The sequence below is a fragment of the Mesorhizobium sp. f-mel genome (genome assembly GCF_053850215.1).
The window spans coordinates 1-18,527 of sequence record NZ_JBSPTO010000038.1; the positions used below are offsets into that span (position 1 = coordinate 1).

The 18,527-nt window shown below is 63.2% G+C and carries 21 protein-coding genes and 1 tRNA gene; 7 read left to right on the forward strand and 15 right to left on the reverse strand.

All coding sequences use genetic code 11. From position 1 onward, the window contains the following. Positions 1-226: 226 nt before the first annotated feature. The 3 genes from ACWUKX_RS28195 to ACWUKX_RS28205 all read right to left on the reverse strand — a co-directional run bounded on the left by ACWUKX_RS28195 (position 227) and on the right by ACWUKX_RS28205 (position 1,158). Entirely contained in the window at positions 227-574 is a 348-nt protein-coding gene (locus tag ACWUKX_RS28195; protein ID WP_456009953.1) for a hypothetical protein, read from the reverse strand. A 16-nt stretch (positions 575-590) separates the two neighbouring features. Beyond that, positions 591-686, reverse strand: a tRNA-Sec gene (locus ACWUKX_RS28200). Between the two features lie 22 nt (positions 687-708). Beyond that, positions 709-1,158 carry a SelB domain-containing protein gene (locus ACWUKX_RS28205; RefSeq protein WP_456009954.1) on the reverse strand — a complete coding sequence of 150 codons (450 nt, stop codon included), beginning with the start codon at positions 1,156-1,158 and terminating at the stop codon, positions 709-711. Between ACWUKX_RS28205 and ACWUKX_RS28210 the strand changes: the two genes are divergently transcribed. From ACWUKX_RS28210 to ACWUKX_RS28225, 4 genes are all read left to right on the forward strand, one after another. Continuing rightward, positions 1,141-1,527, forward strand: coding sequence for a hypothetical protein (locus ACWUKX_RS28210; RefSeq protein WP_456009955.1), 387 nt, complete (start codon positions 1,141-1,143; stop codon positions 1,525-1,527). The two genes, ACWUKX_RS28205 and ACWUKX_RS28210, sit on opposite strands and share 18 nt — an antisense overlap. A gap of 764 nt (positions 1,528-2,291) precedes the next feature. Further along, positions 2,292-2,603: a hypothetical protein gene (locus ACWUKX_RS28215; RefSeq protein ID WP_456009991.1), complete on the forward strand. Its 312-nt coding sequence runs from the start codon at positions 2,292-2,294 to the stop codon at positions 2,601-2,603. Between the two features lie 289 nt (positions 2,604-2,892). After that, on the forward strand, positions 2,893-3,558 hold the full coding sequence (locus ACWUKX_RS28220; protein ID WP_456009957.1) for a hypothetical protein: 666 nt from the start codon (positions 2,893-2,895) through the stop codon (positions 3,556-3,558). Positions 3,559-3,603: 45 nt separating this feature from the next. Beyond that, on the forward strand, positions 3,604-3,825 hold the full coding sequence (locus ACWUKX_RS28225) for a hypothetical protein (RefSeq protein ID WP_456009959.1): 222 nt from the start codon (positions 3,604-3,606) through the stop codon (positions 3,823-3,825). 115 nt (positions 3,826-3,940) lie between these two features. On the opposite strand, the gene ACWUKX_RS28230 is transcribed toward ACWUKX_RS28225, so the two are convergent. The 10 genes from ACWUKX_RS28230 to ACWUKX_RS28275 form a co-directional block, all read right to left on the reverse strand. Then, the gene (locus tag ACWUKX_RS28230; RefSeq protein WP_456009960.1) at positions 3,941-4,957 is read right to left on the reverse strand and encodes a formate dehydrogenase subunit gamma; all 1,017 of its coding nucleotides are present in this window, start codon (positions 4,955-4,957) and stop codon (positions 3,941-3,943) included. A 53-nt stretch (positions 4,958-5,010) separates the two neighbouring features. After that, positions 5,011-5,607: a formate dehydrogenase FDH3 subunit beta gene (gene fdh3B, locus ACWUKX_RS28235; protein WP_456009961.1), complete on the reverse strand. Its 597-nt coding sequence runs from the start codon at positions 5,605-5,607 to the stop codon at positions 5,011-5,013. Positions 5,608-5,622: 15 nt separating this feature from the next. Beyond that, positions 5,623-8,535 (reverse strand): formate dehydrogenase subunit alpha, encoded by a 2,913-nt coding sequence (locus ACWUKX_RS28240; protein WP_456009962.1) that lies wholly within the window; start codon positions 8,533-8,535, stop codon positions 5,623-5,625. A 7-nt stretch (positions 8,536-8,542) separates the two neighbouring features. After that, positions 8,543-8,755, reverse strand: coding sequence for a formate dehydrogenase (locus ACWUKX_RS28245; protein ID WP_456009963.1), 213 nt, complete (start codon positions 8,753-8,755; stop codon positions 8,543-8,545). A 33-nt stretch (positions 8,756-8,788) separates the two neighbouring features. Continuing rightward, a complete protein-coding gene (locus ACWUKX_RS28250) occupies positions 8,789-9,460 on the reverse strand; it encodes a TorD/DmsD family molecular chaperone (protein ID WP_456009964.1) in 672 nt (223 codons plus the stop codon). 102 nt (positions 9,461-9,562) lie between these two features. Further along, a complete protein-coding gene (locus ACWUKX_RS28255) occupies positions 9,563-10,264 on the reverse strand; it encodes a DUF3306 domain-containing protein (RefSeq protein WP_456009965.1) in 702 nt (233 codons plus the stop codon). Continuing rightward, on the reverse strand, positions 10,261-10,773 hold the full coding sequence (locus ACWUKX_RS28260) for a DUF3305 domain-containing protein (RefSeq protein ID WP_128344120.1): 513 nt from the start codon (positions 10,771-10,773) through the stop codon (positions 10,261-10,263). Before ACWUKX_RS28260 ends, ACWUKX_RS28255 begins: the two co-directional genes overlap by 4 nt. A gap of 13 nt (positions 10,774-10,786) precedes the next feature. Further along, on the reverse strand, positions 10,787-11,803 hold the full coding sequence (locus ACWUKX_RS28265) for a DUF6352 family protein (RefSeq protein WP_456009966.1): 1,017 nt from the start codon (positions 11,801-11,803) through the stop codon (positions 10,787-10,789). Next, positions 11,800-12,342: a DUF6505 family protein gene (locus ACWUKX_RS28270; protein WP_456009967.1), complete on the reverse strand. Its 543-nt coding sequence runs from the start codon at positions 12,340-12,342 to the stop codon at positions 11,800-11,802. The genes ACWUKX_RS28265 and ACWUKX_RS28270 overlap by 4 nt, the downstream gene beginning before the upstream one ends. Beyond that, positions 12,333-13,070, reverse strand: coding sequence for a biotin/lipoate--protein ligase family protein (locus ACWUKX_RS28275; RefSeq protein ID WP_095518959.1), 738 nt, complete (start codon positions 13,068-13,070; stop codon positions 12,333-12,335). Before ACWUKX_RS28275 ends, ACWUKX_RS28270 begins: the two co-directional genes overlap by 10 nt. Positions 13,071-13,172: 102 nt before the next feature. Here ACWUKX_RS28275 and ACWUKX_RS28280 point away from each other — a divergent pair, with 102 nt between their 5' ends. Further along, positions 13,173-15,212 (forward strand): 4Fe-4S binding protein, encoded by a 2,040-nt coding sequence (locus ACWUKX_RS28280; RefSeq protein WP_456009968.1) that lies wholly within the window; start codon positions 13,173-13,175, stop codon positions 15,210-15,212. A 3-nt stretch (positions 15,213-15,215) separates the two neighbouring features. Here ACWUKX_RS28280 and ACWUKX_RS28285 read toward each other — a convergent pair whose 3' ends face one another. Further along, positions 15,216-16,502, reverse strand: coding sequence for a c-type cytochrome (locus ACWUKX_RS28285; protein ID WP_456009969.1), 1,287 nt, complete (start codon positions 16,500-16,502; stop codon positions 15,216-15,218). 109 nt (positions 16,503-16,611) lie between these two features. Here ACWUKX_RS28285 and ACWUKX_RS28290 point away from each other — a divergent pair, with 109 nt between their 5' ends. Further along, the gene (locus ACWUKX_RS28290) at positions 16,612-16,818 is read left to right on the forward strand and encodes a DUF6494 family protein (protein ID WP_456009970.1); all 207 of its coding nucleotides are present in this window, start codon (positions 16,612-16,614) and stop codon (positions 16,816-16,818) included. 42 nt (positions 16,819-16,860) lie between these two features. Here the strand turns inward: ACWUKX_RS28290 and ACWUKX_RS28295 are convergent, their stop codons facing one another. Further along, positions 16,861-17,736, reverse strand: coding sequence for a substrate-binding domain-containing protein (locus ACWUKX_RS28295; protein ID WP_456009971.1), 876 nt, complete (start codon positions 17,734-17,736; stop codon positions 16,861-16,863). A 98-nt stretch (positions 17,737-17,834) separates the two neighbouring features. Between ACWUKX_RS28295 and ACWUKX_RS28300 the strand changes: the two genes are divergently transcribed. Continuing rightward, positions 17,835-18,527: an ABC transporter permease gene (locus ACWUKX_RS28300; RefSeq protein WP_456009972.1), complete on the forward strand. Its 693-nt coding sequence runs from the start codon at positions 17,835-17,837 to the stop codon at positions 18,525-18,527.

Sequence of the window (18,527 nt, forward strand, 5' to 3'; positions counted from 1 at the left end):
CCACTGGAATGCCGAAACTACATCGAAAACGCCGGATACAAGTCAACCTAAATGCGAAAGGCTCTAAACGGTCGCGATCCTGATTGCCTGAGCGATAATGCGCCCCGGATGGACCTGCGCTTCTTAAAAGCCGACGCGGGGCGTGTCCTGCATCTGGCGCTCGAACAGAAGCCAGAACGGCGCTCCCCGGGTTTCGGCATACCAATGTTCGAAACCCGCCAGGGTCTCAGGAATGTCGTTGGCGGATTCCTCTTCCTCCGAGGCCCGGAATACCGCCACCACAACCTGGCCGAAAACGCGCAATCACCTCCGAGCGCGCTTCGCTGTCGGAATTCCAGCCGAGTCGCGTGCGCAGCGTGGCGAAGGCGCTGGCGACGGCTATCTCCTCACTTTCGGCCGATGCCATGGCCTCGGCGATCGCCTGCATGAGATTGAGCCGCCTGAAGGCGAAGGCGCGCTCTTGTTCGAGCGCAGCGATCCGGACTGCAGCTTCCCGCCGGAAACGGCCTTCGGCGACTTTGGCGGCCTCGGCCGCTGTCTTGAGCTCAACGAGAAAGCGGGTTGTCACCGTCATCGCGCCTTTGCGAGAGTGGCGGAAGAGAGTGGGAGTCGAACCCACCAAGGACCGGCTCGCGGCCCCTCCCGGATTTGAAGTCCGGACGCCCCACCGGGGACGATGCTCCTACAGAAGCTTCCGCTAGCGCCGGCTCAGTATCGGCCGGTGAGCGAAACAGATCCCGTCGATGCTTGTTGACGAGCCGCAGGTCGCCGCGTCGCAAAGTGACACCATGCCTGCCTATCGAGAAATTCGAGGATCTGGATGGCAATCTTGCGCCCGCTGCCTGCACGATCGCGAAACTGGGCGGCGTTAGACCGCCCGCCCGGCTCGGCCGCCGTCAGGTCGTCGACGATTTCGACAATCCCGGCCAATGCCGGGCGCAGGAAGAAATGATCATGGGCGACTTCGTATACTTTCCCGATGCGGCCGGTAAGTTTCAGGAGCCGGCGGATTTCCGTTTCCGGCTTCGCCAACGTATCGGCGATATCGCGGACCCTCGGCGGATGATATCGCGTCGAGCCCCCGATGAGCCGCTCGATTTGCAGCCACAGCGTCTCGTCCTGCGGTGTCAGACGGACCTCATGGCCGGGCAGCCGCACTCAGGCGCTGTCAAGGGCGAGCTTGCCGGCGCGTGCCAGCATTCGCAGAGCGGCTGCAAACATCGGCGCCGGAAGTCGTGGGTCAAGCTGAAGGCGCAATCTCTCCATGCCGATTCCCGGCAAATCCGGATTGTCCGCGTGAAAGGTCTTCAAGTTCGCGGCCAGGCCGAGCCTGAATTGCATCCAGCGTGCCGGCGAGAGAACGAACAGCGTTTTCCTGACGGGAATGCAGACCAATCCGAGGCTGTCGACCAGTCTCTGCGTCTCGTCGCTGCCGAAGCGCTCGCGTCCGAATTATTGCCAACTACATGGCGGGTGGTGGACGAAGAAGAACTTCTGTCGGTTTCGAAACAAGCGCTGGGGCGGTAGGACCGGGTAAAGCAAGCTAACCGAGTTGACCCTTCCAACCGCCGGTTGATAGACGCGACGCAGCCGGCGCGCGTAGGATTTCCTACGATCCGGGCACACGCACCCCCGCCCAACCTGTGCCCGGAACGAATGATCGCCCGCCGTGCCGAAAGGTGCGGCGGGCTTTTTGACTTCCGTATGGAACACCGGCTCGGGAGGGCGTGAACAAAGCTGCGAGATCGGTGTCCCCTCCCAATCAGCCCGCATCCGAGCCTCAGGCGAGGGGGTCACCCTCTGAAGGGCCAGGGTCATCGAAGTTCACCCGTTGCCGTATCGAAGTTCACCCGTTGCCGTATCTACTGAGTTTGGCCAAAAATTATTCCAGCCAGATGCCATTTGTTAGGCTGCGCTTCACGCGGGGCTAGTGAGCTGTCGGAGCCGCATGGGCGAGCTATTCTGGAGGTTACAGATCGATGCGAGAGCAAATATCATCGCGGCTCTCCGGCAGCGTGCTTCAGTAGCACCTCGATTGGCGCCGGTTAAGGGCCAAGCGTCGATCTGATAGTCGCAGCCGAGCTGCCCGCCAACGGCGACGTCGGATGCGGTGTGGGAGCCATAAGGCCGCTGACGGCCGACAAAGCCGAGCGCCAGACATTGCGCCTTATCGGAGTTGAGCGCAGGGATCGAGGAACAGCGAGGAACAGCCCGCGTCTCAAGGGGCTGTTGACGGGCCGACCCAGCCGCACTCGGCGGCTTCCTTCAGGCCGTGCGCGACGGCCGTTCCGCTGCCTTTCGAGGTGGGCGTGCATCGGCGGACCGATCGTCACGGCGGCGGTGTCGCCTTCCTGAGCGGCACGCTACGCCCGCGGCTACGACTCCGCACTGGCCGCGAGATTTGGCGTGATCGCCAGCCGGCCGGCGGACAGGCGACACCCTCTACCTACCAGGATGCGGACGGGCGGCAGTACCTGGTCGTGGTGGCCGGCGGCCACAGATCAACCGGCACCGAGGCAGGCGATTCGATCATTGCTTACGCCCTGCCGCGATACCTTGGCGACGTTGACCAAGATCCCATTCGGGGCGTGAGCAGGCGGTAGCTCGACTGCCGCTGATCGGCGTCGCCCATCACGATATCGACAGAACGTTAGCACATGTCGGCTTTCTCAGGTCCGAAAGGTCGCCGTAACGCCTCCAGGGCCGCGTTTCAGGTTCTGCTGCGGGGGCGGGGTGCATTCGTTGGGCCAAAAATCCATGAAGGCCGCCGGCGAGACCGCGGCCGAATTGCGGGGCAGGTTAGGCCTTGCAAGTCCATGGATCGTTCGGGCACCCTCCGGCGTTATGTTGTCAGCCAAGCGGGTGACTTTCATTAGGGGAAGGAGCAAAGCGATGAAAGAAATGGTTCTCGCAGGAATCGTCGCGCTGTCGACGTCAACATCGCTGGCGCAGACGAGCACTGCCCCCGAGGCTACGGTTCCAGCAGCCGCTACTGCAACGCCTGCTGCCCAGCAGGCAGGCGGGCCCGCAAATCTCTGCCAAGAGCTCCTCGCCTTCATGAAGGCGCCTGCCGAAGCGGCTACCCCGACCGCCGCTGCCCCGGCTCAGAAGGCTGGTGCATCTACTAGCAGCGCAGCCGCGCCCGCCAAGCCGGAGACGGGCTCGGCGCAGAAAATCACGGGGCAATCTGGAGTTGCCAGCGACTCTCCACAACCGAACAAGGAGAAGGTGGCCAGCGGATCGGCCACGAACGCGCCCCAGAAGGAAAGCAGGGCCGCGCCGTTGCCCCCCTCCGATACGTCGAGCACCCCCAAGGATTCCGTGATAGATGTCGCGAAAGCGGAGGAACTGGCCGCCGCCAATGACATTGCACAATGCCAGAAGACCGCGCGGCAAATGAGAGTGGCCGGCGTCGCCATGCCGCCGCCGTTGCTTTCACTGGCGGCGCTCGACCTGCAGTTTCAGCAAAAATCCGGTGAGGTCCCCCAGTCATCCGGATCTGGCAATCCACCTGCGACGGGGCAGGATCCAGCGCAGCAGACGCAGACGCCGAAATGAGAGCATGACTGCGACTTTGAGCAGGTGAGAAAGGGAGAAGGCGGGATGGGTATGATCTTGACCGGAATTGTCGTTTCGATCGCAATTGCGCTCGGGGCGGGCTATTTTCTTCTGAGCGCGCAGCAGCAACAGCCAGCATGGCAGGTTTACAGCAGCGAGAGCACTCGCGTGGGCGATCCGGGACACAATCTGGTTGGTCAAAACTGGACGGGCGAGCCGGACGACAACTCCACCGCAGCCGCGGGCGGGGAGGAGACGCCTTCCTAGCCCTTCGCTCGTTGACGTGGGTTCGAAGGCACCGCCTCGCGCAATGAAAGCCCAACGAGGATGCCAAGAAATGCCCGGACCAAGGGCCCGCGCATTTCGGTTTTGCGCAGAAGCACTATTCGGCCGCTTCGGCCGCCGAGCGCGGCTGTATTGTACCTTTTGCCTCCTGCCGTTCAACCCAAAGGCTATGATGCTCCTTCGCCCAGTTCATATCGACCGTGCCCGAACCCATTGCTTCATAGGCGCCTTCCATCCCGAGCGTGCCGATATAAATGTGAGCGATAAGAACAGCGATTAGAATTATGCCCACAGTCGCATGAATATACTGGGCCGTCTGCATACCGTTTATGTCGGCGAATGCGAACGGAAACAGCATGAATATGCCCGATATCGACATCGCAATTCCGCCCAGGACGACGGCCCAGAAGATGAGCTTCTGGCCGGTATTGAAACGTCCGGCCGGCGGATGCGTCCTGTTGGTTCTGTCGAAAAAGCCGCCGCCGACTCTGAGCCAATGAGCGTCATGGCGATCCGGAAGGTTGTCCCAGGCCCATGTCACCAGCATGACTAGTATGCCGAGCATAAACGCCCACGCGACGAAGTCGTGGGCGTATTTCGCCCAAATCGACCAGGTTGAAAATGCATCGGCCCCGATCAGCGGCATCAGCAGACGCTTGCCGAAGATAAAGTTCAGGCCGGTGATGGCTAGGATGATGAACGCCGTGGCAGTCATCCAGTGGGTCAGCCGCTCCAGAGCACCGAAGCGCAAGATCCTTACGCTCGATTCGGGCGCCAGTGTGCGGATGCGGCCCCTGTAGAAATAGAACAGCGCCAGCAGCAGCAAAATGCCGAGTATCGCGATGCCGCCGATCCACGGCAGCCAGCCCTCGTGGAAGCTGCGGTAATCGCGGCCTTGCGGTTGCTCGAGCAAGCCAGCGGCCGTATTGGGCAGGGTGACGCGCCCTTCGATCTTCTGCAACTCGTCAAGAAGCTGCCGCTCTCTCACCGCCTGTGCGGTCGGGTTATTCCCGGATGGGGTTTGCGCGTACACGGGCCCTGCGACCAGCAGCGTGAGCGTCATGAACGCTGCGATAGTATGCGGCGTCACTCGACCAAGCCTGATGTCCGGCATTTCTGCGTCCTCCGTGATAGCTCCGTTGCGCGCGGGACGAGCCCGACTGCCTCCTACACGTCGATTGTTTCTCGATAGGCCGTTTGCCAGCCCCAGGCTCCGGAACCATAGCCACGTTGCGTCACACGCTCCTTGTAGATCGCCGCGATGATCTCCCCGTCGCCGGCCAGGAGCGACTTGGTTGAACACATTTCGGCGCAAAGCGGCAGCTTGCCTTCAGCCAGCCGGTTGGCGCCGTACTTGGCATATTCAATTTCGGTGGAATCCTCATCCGGGCCCGCGGCGCAGAAGGTGCATTTGTCCATCTTGCCGCGCGAACCGAAGTTGCCCACACGAGGATATTGCGGCGCGCCGAACGGGCAGGCGTAGAAGCAATAGCCGCACCCGATGCACAGATCCTTGGAGTGGAGCACCACCGCGTCGGCCGTGGTGTAGAAGCAGTCGACCGGACAGACCGCCGCGCAAGGCGCGTCGGTGCAATGCATGCACGCCATCGAGACGGAGCGTTCGCCGGGCTTGCCGTCATTGATGGTGACGACGCGGCGGCGGTTGATGCCCCAAGGCACGTCGTGCTCGTTCTTGCAGGCGGTGACGCAGGCATTGCACTCAATGCAACGATCAGCGTCGCAAAGGAATTTCATCCGGGCCATTTCTGTTCCTCCCGTTCACGCCGCTACGATTTGGCAGAGCGTGCACTTCGGCTCCTGCATGCCCGTCACCGGGTCGTAGCCGTAGGTGGTGATGCTGTTGGCGCTCTCTCCCAGAACATATGGATCGGAGCCCTGCGGATAGTGAGCCCGCAGATCCTTACCCTGGAACCAGCCGCCGAAGTGGAAGGGCATGAAAGCGACGCCCCGGCCGACGCGCTCCGTGACCAGCGCCTTCACCCGCGCCCTCGAGTTGTTCTCTGCACCATTCACCCAAACCCAGGTCCCATCGCCGATGCCGCGTTCGGACGCATCGGCCGGGTTGATCTCAACGAACATCTCCTGCTGCAGCTCGGCCAGCCATCTGTTCGACCGCGTTTCCTCGCCCCCGCCTTCGTATTCGACGAGCCGGCCGCTAGTCAGGATCAGCGGGAACGTCTTGGCGATGCCCTTTTCCACCGCCGCCTGCTGCACGCTGAACCCTATGTTCGGCAGTCGGAACTGTGTGGCGTCGGGATAGGTCGGATATTTTGCGACCAGGTCCACCTTCGGCGAGTAGATCGGCTCGCGATGGATCGGCACTGGGTCGGGCAGGTTCCACGCTACTGCGCGAGCTTTGCCGTTGCCGTAGGGATGGCAGCCATGGCTGAGTACGACGCGCTGGATGCCGCCTGACAGGTCTGTCGACCACGAGACCTTGTTGATGTCGTCGCCGATCGTTTCGATCACGGCGAGTTCTTCCGCCGTCAGATCCTTGTCCCAGCCGAGTTTCTTAAGCACGGCCATGGTGAACTCCGGATAGCCGTCGGTGAGTTCCGAGCCTTGCGTGTACGAACCTTCCGCCAGGAGGGTCTTGCCGTTGCGTTCGACGCCGAAGCGGGCGCGGAACGGGCTACCGCCATCCATGACATGCAAGCCGGTGCTGTAAAGATTGGCCGTACCCGGGTGGCGGATCTCCGGCTTGCCCCAACATGGCCAAGGCAGGCCGTAATAGTCGCCACCGACCTCGGGATCATCCTTCGGAGCCCGCATCGTCACCAGGTCGAACTTGTGCTGGTTCTTCATATGCGCCTTGAGGCGCTCCGGCGACTGACCGCAATAGCCCGTTGACCAGCTCCCGCGGTTCATCTCGCGCAGCACCTCCTCCGGCACCGGCCGGTCTCCCTCGACGGCTATTTTCTTGAACATCTTGTCGGCAAGCCCGAGCTTCTTCGACAAGAGATAGATGACTTGGTAGTCGTCCTTCTGCTCGAAGCTCGGCTTGACGATCTGCTCGCCCCACTGGATGGCCCGATTTGAGGCGACGCGCGAGCCTGACGTCTCGAACTGCGTACAGACAGGCAAGAGATAAGTGTTGTCCTGACGCCCCGCTTCCACCGCCAGTGATGCCCAGGTCGTGGGATGGGGATCGGCGACAACAAGCAACTCCAGGCCTGTCAGGCCCTTCATCGATTCCGGAATACGAGCGATACTGTTGCTGGCGTGGCCCTGAATGAACATGGCACGCATGCTGTCGCGCTGCCCTATCTTGTCCTTGGGCAGCGAGACGGAATCGAACCACCTTGTCAGCGGTATGCCCGGGGTTTCCATGGCTTCCTTCGAGTCGAACTGGCTCAGCAGGTCCTCGTAGGGGATCTCCCAGACGCGAGACCAATGCTTCCAGGCGCCCTCCGTCAACCCGTAATAGAAGGGCAGGGTGACCACATCGAGCCCGATATCCGTCGCGCCCTGTACATTGTCATGGCCCCGGAAGATGTTCGCGCCAGTACCCGGCTTGCCGACATTGCCGGTGGCAAGACACAGGATGCAGCTCGCGCGCGTATTGGCGGTACCAACCGTGTGGTGTGTCTGGCCCATGCACCAGATCATCGTCGACGGCTTCTGCGTGGCGAACAGCTCGGCGATGCGCTTCACCTGGTCCCCAGGCACGCCGGTGATCTGCTCCACCTCCTCTGGCGTGTACTTCTCGACTTCCTTGCGGACCTCATCCATCCCGTAGACGCGCTGCGCGATGAATTCCTTGTCCTCCCAGCCGTTCTCGAAGATGTGCCAAAGCATGCCCCACAGCAGCGCTATGTCAGTGCCGGACCGGAACCGGACATACTCGGTCGCATGGGCGGCGGTGCGCGTGAAACGGGGATCGATGACGATCAGATTGGCCTTGTTGAGTTCCTTGCCTTCCAGCAGATGCTGCATCGCTATCGGATGCGCCTCAGCCGGGTTGCCGCCCATGATGATCATGGTCTTTGAATTGCGAATATCGTTGAAGGAGTTCGTCATCGCGCCGTAGCCCCAGGTGTTGGCTACGCCGGCGACGGTCGTCGAATGACAGATGCGGGCCTGGTGGTCCTGATTGTTTGTTCCCCACAGGGCAGCGAGCTTGCGGAAGAGATAGGTGCCTTCGTTGGAAAACTTGGCCGACCCCATCCAGTAGACGGATTCCGGGCCGGACTTTTCACGGATCTCGAGCAGTTTGTCGCCAATCCCATTGATCGCGTCGTCCCAGGAGACCCGCTCCCACTGCCCGGCGATGAGCTTCATCGGGTATTTCAGTCGGCGGTCGCTGTGTACGAGCTCGCGTACGCTTGCTCCCTTGGCGCAATGGGAGCCACGGTTGATCGGGCTGTCCCACGAAGGCTCCTGACCGGTCCAAACCCCGTTCTGGACTTCGGCGGTAACGGTGCAGCCGACCGCGCAATGGGTGCAGACGCTTTTCTTGAGCTCGATGGGCTCGCCCGGCTGCGGCGGACTGATGGCCGCCGCCTTTTGAACGGTGCCGAGCTGGAACGACCCGATTACAGCCATCCCGCCGGCCACGAGACCGGAACGGCGAAGGAAGGTTCGCCGGTCGATGGGAGCGGAGGCGACCGTTCCCATCAGCGTGTGCAATCTTGTGCGGTTCGCCTGACCGCTCTTGCGCTTGGTCAGCATGGCGCTCTCACTTCTTCAACGTCTCATAACGGTTCACACGGTAGAATGCCTTGACGTGCTCGGTCTCGCGGTAGCGGGCCCTCGTCTCCTCCTCGCCGGGATCATAAGCTTGCGCTTCTCCGGGGCTGAGCGTCACGGCGGCCACGGCGGTCGTGGACGCGCCGCCGAAGGCGCGAAGGAAATTGCGGCGGCTCATTGCCGTCTGTTTCTTTTCCTGCATCTGCCATCCTCCCTATCTGTCGACGCGATCAGGTCACGAGCTACGTCGCGCCTCCATGGCGAAGCCTTCGGCTTCGATGTCGATGAAAATCCGCCCCAACACGCCCACTGCCCGGTAAAACCTGGCCGAGGCCGCGTTTTCCAGATCGGCGAAGAAGCGGCTCGCCCAGGGCGCGATGTGACGTTCAAAGAAGTCCCGCTCCTCGCCAGGGGGAACCACGAAATGTGTGGCGGCAAAGCCGCTCATGATCTCGAATAGCGTGCCGAGATGATCTTCCGGGTCAAAATGACCGTCGGCGCGTTCAACGCCGAGGCGCTTCATGTCCCCGCGTAGACGGGCAAGCGGCCGTTCATTGAGAAAGCCCGTCAGGTAGTATGAGGCGTAGGGAAGGAGTTCGCCGCGCCCGACCCCGATGAAGAGCTCGAAATACTCGCGACTGACCGCTGCCGGGGAGGCCGAAGCCGCGGCCTGGCCGAGTGCCGCATGAGCAAGGCCGAGCGGCGTCTCGGTGTCGCCCCGCAAACCGGAAAGCCGCGTCATAAGGTTTGCATCCGGAGCGGCCAGGAGAAGCGTGGCGAGCAGCGCGTACTCATCCGCGCGTGCGCTGTTGACGTCGTCGACGTCAGCATCTCTAACGCCGGGAACCAGAGCGTCAGCTCCGCACGACGTGCCGGTTGCCTCCTCTAGGCGCAAGTCTGGGTTCATCTACTGACCTCGACCGTGCCCCTCAACGAGTGGGTAAAGTAATACTAGTCCCCCGCCCGGCAATTGCAACCGCAACTGTGCCAAAATGGCCACATATCCAGATCAGCGCGGCACGGCGCCGCCATGGCGCCGCTGGCGATTAATCGGGGATGATTCCGCGGCGCCGGCAGCTTCGTCGCGGCCGGCGGCGGTTTCGGCCACGTCGGCCGAAGGGGATTGGCGGGTTGCCGGCTCGATCGAACTGTCCGGCGTAACAGCCTGCGAAGCATCGGGTGAGGCGTTCGCGTCCTCGTCCGCCAAGACGACGGTGGGCGCAGGCGCCTTCTCCGGTGCCTCCGAAGCCATGGCGGCGCGTGCTTGGTCGGCCGGGTTGCCGCCGCTCAACGTCGACAGGAAATCCACGACAGGCTCGCTGGATTCTTTCAAGGGGCCGAATCCCGCCATGGATCCCGGCCTATTGAAATCCCAGGCATATTCGGAAGGCCCGATATGATCACGAATTGCCGGATCGAGCGACCACATCCTGCGCAATGCGGCGCGCTTCAACATCTTGGGCACGCCTTTGCGCAGGAAGGCCGAAAGGTCGCTTTCGGCGGTCAAATCCTCAACACGGGGGAGGGGCTCGGCAGGCTCGGCGGCCTCCGGCTCCGCAATTGCTGGTGCAAGCTGCTCCCCAACACCCGCTGGCGCCACAGCTTCGTCAGGCGCAAGCTGATCCTTCTGCGGCTCCGCAGTCGCGCTGTAACGCGCCGCCTGTTTTCGGCGCGACCAGCGGGCGAAGACATTGTCACTTCCCGCGCTCATTCGGCATCATCCATCGTTCCGGAGCGAGGACCGCGCCTCGCCAGGGCATTGCTGTCCGCCCGATCGCGCTTGCGCTTGATGAAGGGACGCTCAACGTGATGCGTCTCGATGAAGGCGGCCACCCATTGCTGAAGCTCGATTGGCATTGGCACGGCCTCGATGATGTCGGGGCCAGCCTCTGTCAGCGACTCGCCTTCGAAAGGGTCAGCGGTCACCAGGTGCAGCACAACTCCGGGTGGAGCAGGGCTCGACCGGAGCGCGATCCAGAGGCTAGGCCGCCCCGAACGGAGGTTGTCCCGGTACATGCCCGTGTCGCACCCGAAGAGCTCGAGCTTGAAAGTTCCGGCATAGAAACGCGTCAGGCCGTCGGATTCGTGCAGCACTGACCATGGCGCCGCGCACGGCGCGCCCGCCAGCACGGCCACGGGCACCCAAACATGGTCGACCCACGGGCTGTTCAGAGCCCGTCGCTCGACGATCACCCCGACTTCCGCAGTCTCCCGCACCATGGCACCAATCCTCCTAATTCACCGTCCCCGGGGCGCGAAACGGCAGGCCTGCGATGAGGTTCTGCGGCTTCATGCGGATCGTTCGGTCGGCGGTCATGGCCATTATGAGCCAGACGGGCCTGGCGCCCACTGCCGGCTGAACTTCGCCTGTGTCGGAAAAGCTGAGCCGGAATAGTGCAACGACGCGCTGTGCTGTCTCCGCGTCGAGTTCGCCGCCGGCCCAGAGCGTATTGCCGATGCGGGTCGCTTCGGCGTCGAGGCCGACGAACCAGGCCCAGTCCTCGTCCTCGATCCGCTCCACCGGCTCGATCTCCACGCCCACTGCAACGAGATGGCGAATCCAGATCTCCATTGCGGTCGCAAGGCCGCGCCGGGCCGGACTCCGGGCGCTGCCGAGCTTGAGCACCATATCGAAAGCGTCGCTCCTGGCGAAGTAACTCTCGGGATTCTTATCGTCGAGTATCTCGAGTTCCGTGACAGCTGGACCACCAAGCATGTTGAGGAGCGGCGAGGCATGGCGGTTCTGTTCATGCAGTTCGATTGTTTCGGCATCGGCGAGAAGCATAGCCCCCTCGTGAGACGTCACGCGTTGCGGCCGATAAAACAGCTCGGCGGCTCGCAGAACGCAGGCGTCATGCTGACCGTCCAGCGCATTGCGCAGCACGACCTGGGCAAGCTGGTTCATGAACAGCGGGGGGATATTTTCCGCCGAGCCGCGCGCCAGCGCGAGGTATGCGGCTTCGAGTGAGGGAGCGGCCAGCACATGATCGCGAAAGGCAATCATGAACTGCCAGTTCTCGCGCGCATCCGGATCCTCCAAGGCGGCGATCTCCTCCTTTGCGACCGGCCGGCGCGGATGATGCATCAAAAGTTCGTGATGCAGGCGCAACTCCGCCGGGCAGGCGGATTCGGGGGGGAGAAGCTCTGGCCGGGCAAAATATGCCTTCAGAAAGGAGTCGGTCACGAGCAGGCGCCCGGCCTCATCTCTGTCGAGAAGGTGATGACCGGAGGAAATCCAGAAATCCTTCACTTCTGCCTCCCGGCGAATGCAAGGAGATCGAACTTTTCCGTCGACGCGTCTTCACCCTCGATTTCGACGAAGCGGAATGCCGTTGCCGGCTCCAGCCGGCTCGCCTTACGATGCAGGGTGCGGAACGACTCTCGGATGCCGGCCTGTTCGCTGGTGCGGTTCACCCCAATCAGCGTGTTCGGCGGGTGGTCGCACAGCGATTGCGCGAAGGCGATCTCCTCTTCGGCGGCGACGCGCGCCGTTTCGATGTCCGGCGCACCGCATCGCACCACAAGCTGCTCGGCCAGCCGATCGACGGCTGCCGCGCGGTCATGCGCGGTCGCGTCCGTGACCACGACGAGGGTGGACCAGCCGAAGCTGTCAATGCCGAGGAACCCGGCGCGGAACGCCTGCCGATCCTTGCCGGAAAGCGTGGCGGTATCGGCGCCGAAGAACAGGAAGGTGCCGGTCACCGCCCATTCGCCTGGTCCTGCAGCGCGCGAATAGACAAACGTGTCCGAAGCATCGAGACGGATCGTTCGCGGCAGCTTCAAATCCATGGCGTTCCCGTCCTCGGATCGAGCCAGGAAGGCCTGGCAAGCGCTTCGGCCAGTCTTTTTCGCTCGCCAAGCCTTTGAGAGGCCATATGGGAAATCAGTAGATCTCCGTTACCGGCAAGCTCTGTATGCTCATCGCCCTTTCGGGGCAGCCGGTCGAGCCAGCGGCTGGCGATCGAACCGAAGCCGGTGTCGCTCCATTCGTGGAATGCTGCCATCAGATGGCGGGAGAAGCTCGCAACGATCTCACCGGCATCGAGCGCAGCGAAGCCTAGTTCGTCAAGCGCGCCAAGCAGCGGACGCAGACCGGGCTCGCCGGCGCGGATGACGGCAGTGCGGATCATGCCTGAGAAGACGAGCCAGTCGGGGATTTCGTGCTCCCGTGCCCCTTCCGGCCAGCCAAGGCGGGCGCCGCCGACGAGAACTCCGTCGACGCGAATAGTGCCTGGCCAGTCGAAGGTGATGGGCCGCGACGGCGGAGCATGGACCGCAAGCGCATCGGCGAGCGCGTTCATGCCTGCATAGATCGCGCGACGCGCTTCCTCCAGGGGCTCCTCAGGCTCAAGCACCACGGCGAATTCGGCCAGATCGTAGCGGCGCACCCAGGCGAGCGTGCCTGCGCCTTCCTCTGCCGCGATCGCGCAGGCATGCGCGAAGGCGTCGCCAGCCTCTCTCAGCGGCACGAGGCTGTAAGGCGGTGGCAGTTGGAGGTCGCTGACAGATGGGCGCATAGTGCCGATCCATATTTTGATGACGGCGACTGTAATGTCTTTATAATACTTCCAAGGAAGAGGCGCTACCGCGTGGGCAAGGAAGATGCCACGGGAGTCGGAATGAGCCTGGCCAAGCAACCCACGGTCCTGGTCTGCTCCTGCGAGCGGAGCATGCCGGGCTTCGGCGCCAGCGTCGCCCGCGGATGCCCGGGCGCACGGGTCGAGGCGGGGGACCAGTTCTGTGGCGCGGAGCTCGACCGGGTGCGCAGCGCCCTGAGCAGCGGCGGAGCAGTCACCATCAGCTGCACGCAACAGGCGCCGCTTTTCGGCGAGCTCGCCGAGGAACTCGGTTTCGCAGGCGATCTGGTTTTCGCAAACATTCGCGAGACGGGGGGCTGGTCGCAAGGCGCTGCTGCTGCCGGCCCGAAAGCGGCGGCTCTGCTCGCTATGGCGGCCGAACCCGCTTCGGCGCCCGCGCTCGTTACGCTTTCGAGCGATGGTGTCGTCCTGGTCTATGGCTGCGACGCGACGGCGATCGATGCGGGCCGGCAACTTGCCGAGAAGCTGGACGTCACTGTGTTGCTTAGCCGTCCGGGCGAAATTGCGCCGCACCGGGTCTGGGATTTTCCCGTCATGCAGGGCACGATCCGCAATGCGCGCGGCCATCTTGGCGCCTTCGAGCTGACGGTCGACGATTTCGCGGCGCCCAATCCATCTTCGCGCGATCGGCTTCGCTTCGGGATATCGCGCGATGGAGCCGTCTCGAACGCCGACATCATCCTTGATCTCTCCGGCGGAGTTCCGCTTTTCCCTGCCCATGAATTGCGCGACGGCTACGTGAAGGCCGATCCCGGCGATCGCGCCTCCGTCGCCACTGCCATCGCAAGGGCTGCCGACTTGGTGGGCGAGTTCGACAAGCCGCGCTTCATCGATTTCTCCGCCGATCTGTGCGCCCATTCGAGATCGCGCATCACCGGCTGCACGCGGTGCCTCGACCTGTGCCCGACAGGGGCGATAACGCCTGCCGGCAACCACGTCGCGATCAATGCGGAAGTATGCGCCGGCTGCGGCAGCTGCGCGGCGGCATGTCCCACGGGTGCTGCCGCCTACGCCGTGCCGGATGCAGAATCGCTGCTTCGGCGGCTGCGGACGCTTCTTTTCACCTATCGGGAGGCGGGCGGCCTCGATGCGATCGTCCTTTTCCATGATCTCGGCCATGGCGAGCCGCTGATCGACGCACTCGCCCGGTTCGGCGCGGGTCTGCCCGCAAATGTCCTGCCGGTCGCCGTGAACGAGACAACCCAGTTAGGGGTCGAGGCGTGGACCGCGCCAGTCGCTTGGGGCGCTTGCGCCGTAAGGGCTCTGTCGTCGGCCAAGCCCAGGCATGAGCTTACCGGAATTGCCGCAAACATCGCGATCGCCAATCTTTTGAGCCAGTCTCTCGGTTATGGCGCCGAGGTCTGCGGATTGATCGAAGCGGACGATCCCGACATCCTCGCCTCGGCGCTCGACATGATTACCCCAGACGTTGCGTCGCGGCGCCCGGCGGCATTCCTGCCCATCGGCAAGAAGCGCAGCTTGCTGACGAGCACCATGGTCGAGCTCCAACGAGCTGCGCCGACGCCGGTCGACCGCGTGGCGTTGCCTGCTGGAGCTCCGTTCGGCGGCCTGGACGTCAATGTCGACGGCTGCACGCTCTGCCTCTCTTGTGTACCGGCCTGTCCAACGGGGGCGCTTTCCGACAGCGAGCAGCAGCCGGCCTTATATTTTTCCGAGAGCGCCTGCGTGCAGTGCGGCCTTTGCGCCGCGACCTGCCCGGAGAAGGTCATCACCTTGACGCCGCAGGTGGATTTTCAGGCATGGGGCGCTCGCAGCCGGGTCGTGAAGCAAGAGGAGCCGTACAACTGCATCCGCTGCGCGAAGCCGTTCGGCACAAGGAGCACTGTCGAGCGGATCGTCGCCAAGCTCGAAGGCAAACACTGGATGTTTGCAGGCGAGAACGCACGGCGGCTCGACCTTGTACGGATGTGCGACAATTGCCGTGTCGATGCGGCCATGAATGAGGGCTTCGATCCTTATGCCGGCCCTGGTCGCTCGCCGCCGCGAACCACGGAAGACTATCTGCGGGAGCGCAACGCCTCGAGCGATAAGGCGGTCTGAGCCCTAGTCGGTACGTGTCTCGGCCTGAAGAAAGCGGATCAGGGCTGCCCGATCCTCAGCATTGCTGATCGTCTGTTCAGGCATCTTGGTACCGGGGGTGTAGGCGTTCGGACCCAACTCGAACAGCGCCGACACTGTTTCCGGTGTCCAGACGATGTCCATTTTTCGGAAAGCGGGCGAATAGTGGTAACCCGGCACGGATGCTATTTTGCGCCCGAAAATGCCATGCAGCGTGGGCCCGGCTCGATGGCCGTCCTTCGGGTCGAGAGTATGGCAAGCTACGCAGGCGCGAAATACTTCCGCGTCCGGATTACCCGCGTATCTGGCCATCGGATCGGCCCTGCCGGCCGTAGCGGCTCCAAGGCGCTCGCCCGTCGCGATGTTCCATTCCCGCACCAGATGGTCGGCGCCGCCAGCCAGAAGCGTCTTGCCGCCAGCCGCAAACGCAAGCGACCATACCGCCACGCCGGATGTGTCGAGAGTGCGGATGGTGGAGAGGCTCATAGCGTCCAGCAACAGGATTCCATCACCGATGCCGGCGACTGCGAGATAGTTCGGGTCTGGCGTGGCGGCGAGCGCAATCACCGGTTTGCGTAAGGCCTGAACTTCCAACTGCACTTTGCCGCGCCGATCGAGCAACCGTACCCGCCCGTCCGCACCTCCGACGAACAGCCGGTCGCCGGGCGCTCTTACAAGCGTGTTGAGCGGCGTCGGCATGATGGCCCGAACCGGCGCCGCCCCAGCCTGGCTCGGCCAAAAGATGACTGTGGCGTCATAGCCGGCGCTGACGAGGGTTGCGTCCGCCAGGAAGGCGAGTGCATTGACGTTTGCGCCATGGCCTTCCAGGACGCGCGCTTTCCCACCAGCAAGGGGCCAGAGCCGGACGGTGGTGTCCCAGGACGCCGAAGCCAGCATCGATCCGTCGGGTGACAGTTCGAGGTCGGCGACAGGTCCGGTGTGACCCTGCAGAATGAGGGCCGGCTCGGCTCGACCGGTTTGCCAGATCGCGATGCGACCGTCCGCACCCGCACTGGCAAAGCGCCCGTTCGGCAGTGCGGCCACGGCACTTACCTCACCTTCATGAAAGAGCAGCACGTCGCGCGCTTCGCCGGTCTCCAGCGACCAGATGATCGCCTTGGTGTCAAAACTGCCGGTTGCCACCGTCTTTCCGTCCGGCGCCACGGAAATCGCCCGCACGGGACCGCCATGCCCGCGCAGTTCCGCGCCATGTGTCGTCGCGCCGGCGAGGAAAACAGCAGCGAGCAAATGCATTGCGAGCGTCTTATGCATTGCGCATCATACGTTTCCGTGTTCCGCTGGCCGGCAGCGCCTTCGCCGGAGAGCAGCATGCGATCGCAATCCGACCAGCCGCACCGTCCCAGCTATTAGAGGCAATCATATGACCCAAAACATGGAAACCGATCCCTTCAACGTGTCGATGCGCAAGTTCCTGAAGCAGGTCGGCGTAACCTCGCAGCAGGCAATCGAAAAGGCCGTGGCGGATGGGGGGCTGAAAGGGCAGGGGCATCTGACTGTGAGGGCCGTGATTACGGCTGAACGCGCCGGCTTGCACCACGTCGTCGAGGGCGAAATCGACCTCGGCTGAATAGGTTCGGCGGCGCGTCCGGCGCCCCATTGACACCCCACCTCAATTGAAGAAACGGACCTGCCCGGCCGGGCTCGTGTCATACCCCGTGAGTTCTGCGGCGCGCCGGGCGAAGCTGTCCTGAGCCATGAGGCGGATCAGCGCCTGGATCGAAGGCTGAAAATAGGTTCGCTGCCGCATCAGCAGATCGAAATTCTCCCACGCCAATGATACGAACTCCAGGCCGGCGGCGCGCGCGGCGGCGCGTGTGGCGATTCCGCAATCGGCCCTCCCGGTCCGGATCGCGGCTGCGAGATCAGGCCCTGTCAGGCATGGCGGCGCGAGCCGGTTCAACCGCTTCCGGCTGGTGCCGGCGCGGGCGACCAGGACATCCAGCAGCATTTGGGCTCCGGCCCCGGTCTGACGCACCGCCATTTTGGCGCCGCTTTCAAGGACATCGGCCAGGCTGTTGAGCGATCGGGGGTTGCCCGGCGGCAGCAGCAGCCCCTGTTCGCGCCGCGTGAAACCGATCAGCACCGCATCGTGCAGCCGCGGCATTGCGCGCGCGGCCTCCACATTGGGGTCGGCTGCATCATTGTGGTAATGGATCGCGGCAGCGGCGACTTCGCCACGCAAAAGACGCGCCACGCCGGCTCCCGTCCCCTCGGTCAGCGAGGCGAGGCCGGAGCCTGCCTGGCGAAGGCTCCATTCAAGCAGATCGTCCTGGCTGCCGCCGACTATGGGCGGCGGCTCGGGCGGAATCAGTCCCTCAGGATGCGACAATCCCGAGAGAACCCACCGGTCGAGTTCGTTACGCGGAAACAGCCACTTGCCCGTCACTTTGCTGCACGGGATCCTGTTTTTGGCGACCAGTTCGTAAAGCTTGCGTTCGCCCAGGCGCAAATAGTCTGAGGCTTCCGGAGTCGTCAGCAAATCCATCCTGCAATATTATGCATATTCCTGCGCAATTTCAATTGTTTGACGAATGCGGAAGGGATGCAGCAGAATACAGGACGACGCGGCGCAGGTGAACGGGAATGTCGGAAGGCCTAAGTGCATGGCAGCTTATCGCGAGCGGTGACGCGACGCTGATCTCGATAGTGCGTCTTTCGCTAACCATCACCCTGGCCGCCGTTGCAATTGCAGCCGTCGTGGGACTGCCGCTCGGGGCGTTGCTGGCTCTGACGCGTTTTCCGGGACGTTCCCCGCTCGTGGTGCTTGTTAACGGCTTCATGGGCCTGCCGCCAGTTGTCGTCGGCCTGACCGTTTACCTGCTGTTATCCCGATCAGGGCCACTCGGCGAGTTCGGCCTGCTGTTCACACCGGCCGCCATGGTCATCGCGCAGGCGCTTCTCGTCCTGCCGATCATCGCAGCTCTGACGCGCCAGACCATCGAGGATTTGTGGCGCGAATATCGCGACGAACTGACAGCGATGGGCGTCGGCCCGACAGGCAGGGTGGTAACGCTCTTGTGGGACAGCCGTTTCAGCCTCATCACCGCAATGCTCGCCGGCTTCGGGCGGGCGGCCGCCGAAGTCGGCACAGTAATGATCGTCGGCGGCAACATAGAAGGCTTTACCCGAACCATGACGACCACGATCGCGCTCGAAACCTCAAAGGGAGACCTGCCGCTCGCGATGGGGCTCGGCATCATCCTGATCGGCCTCATTCTTGCCATCAATGCCGCTGCCTGGGGCCTGCGAACGTGGTCGGAGCAACGGGTGGCTTGA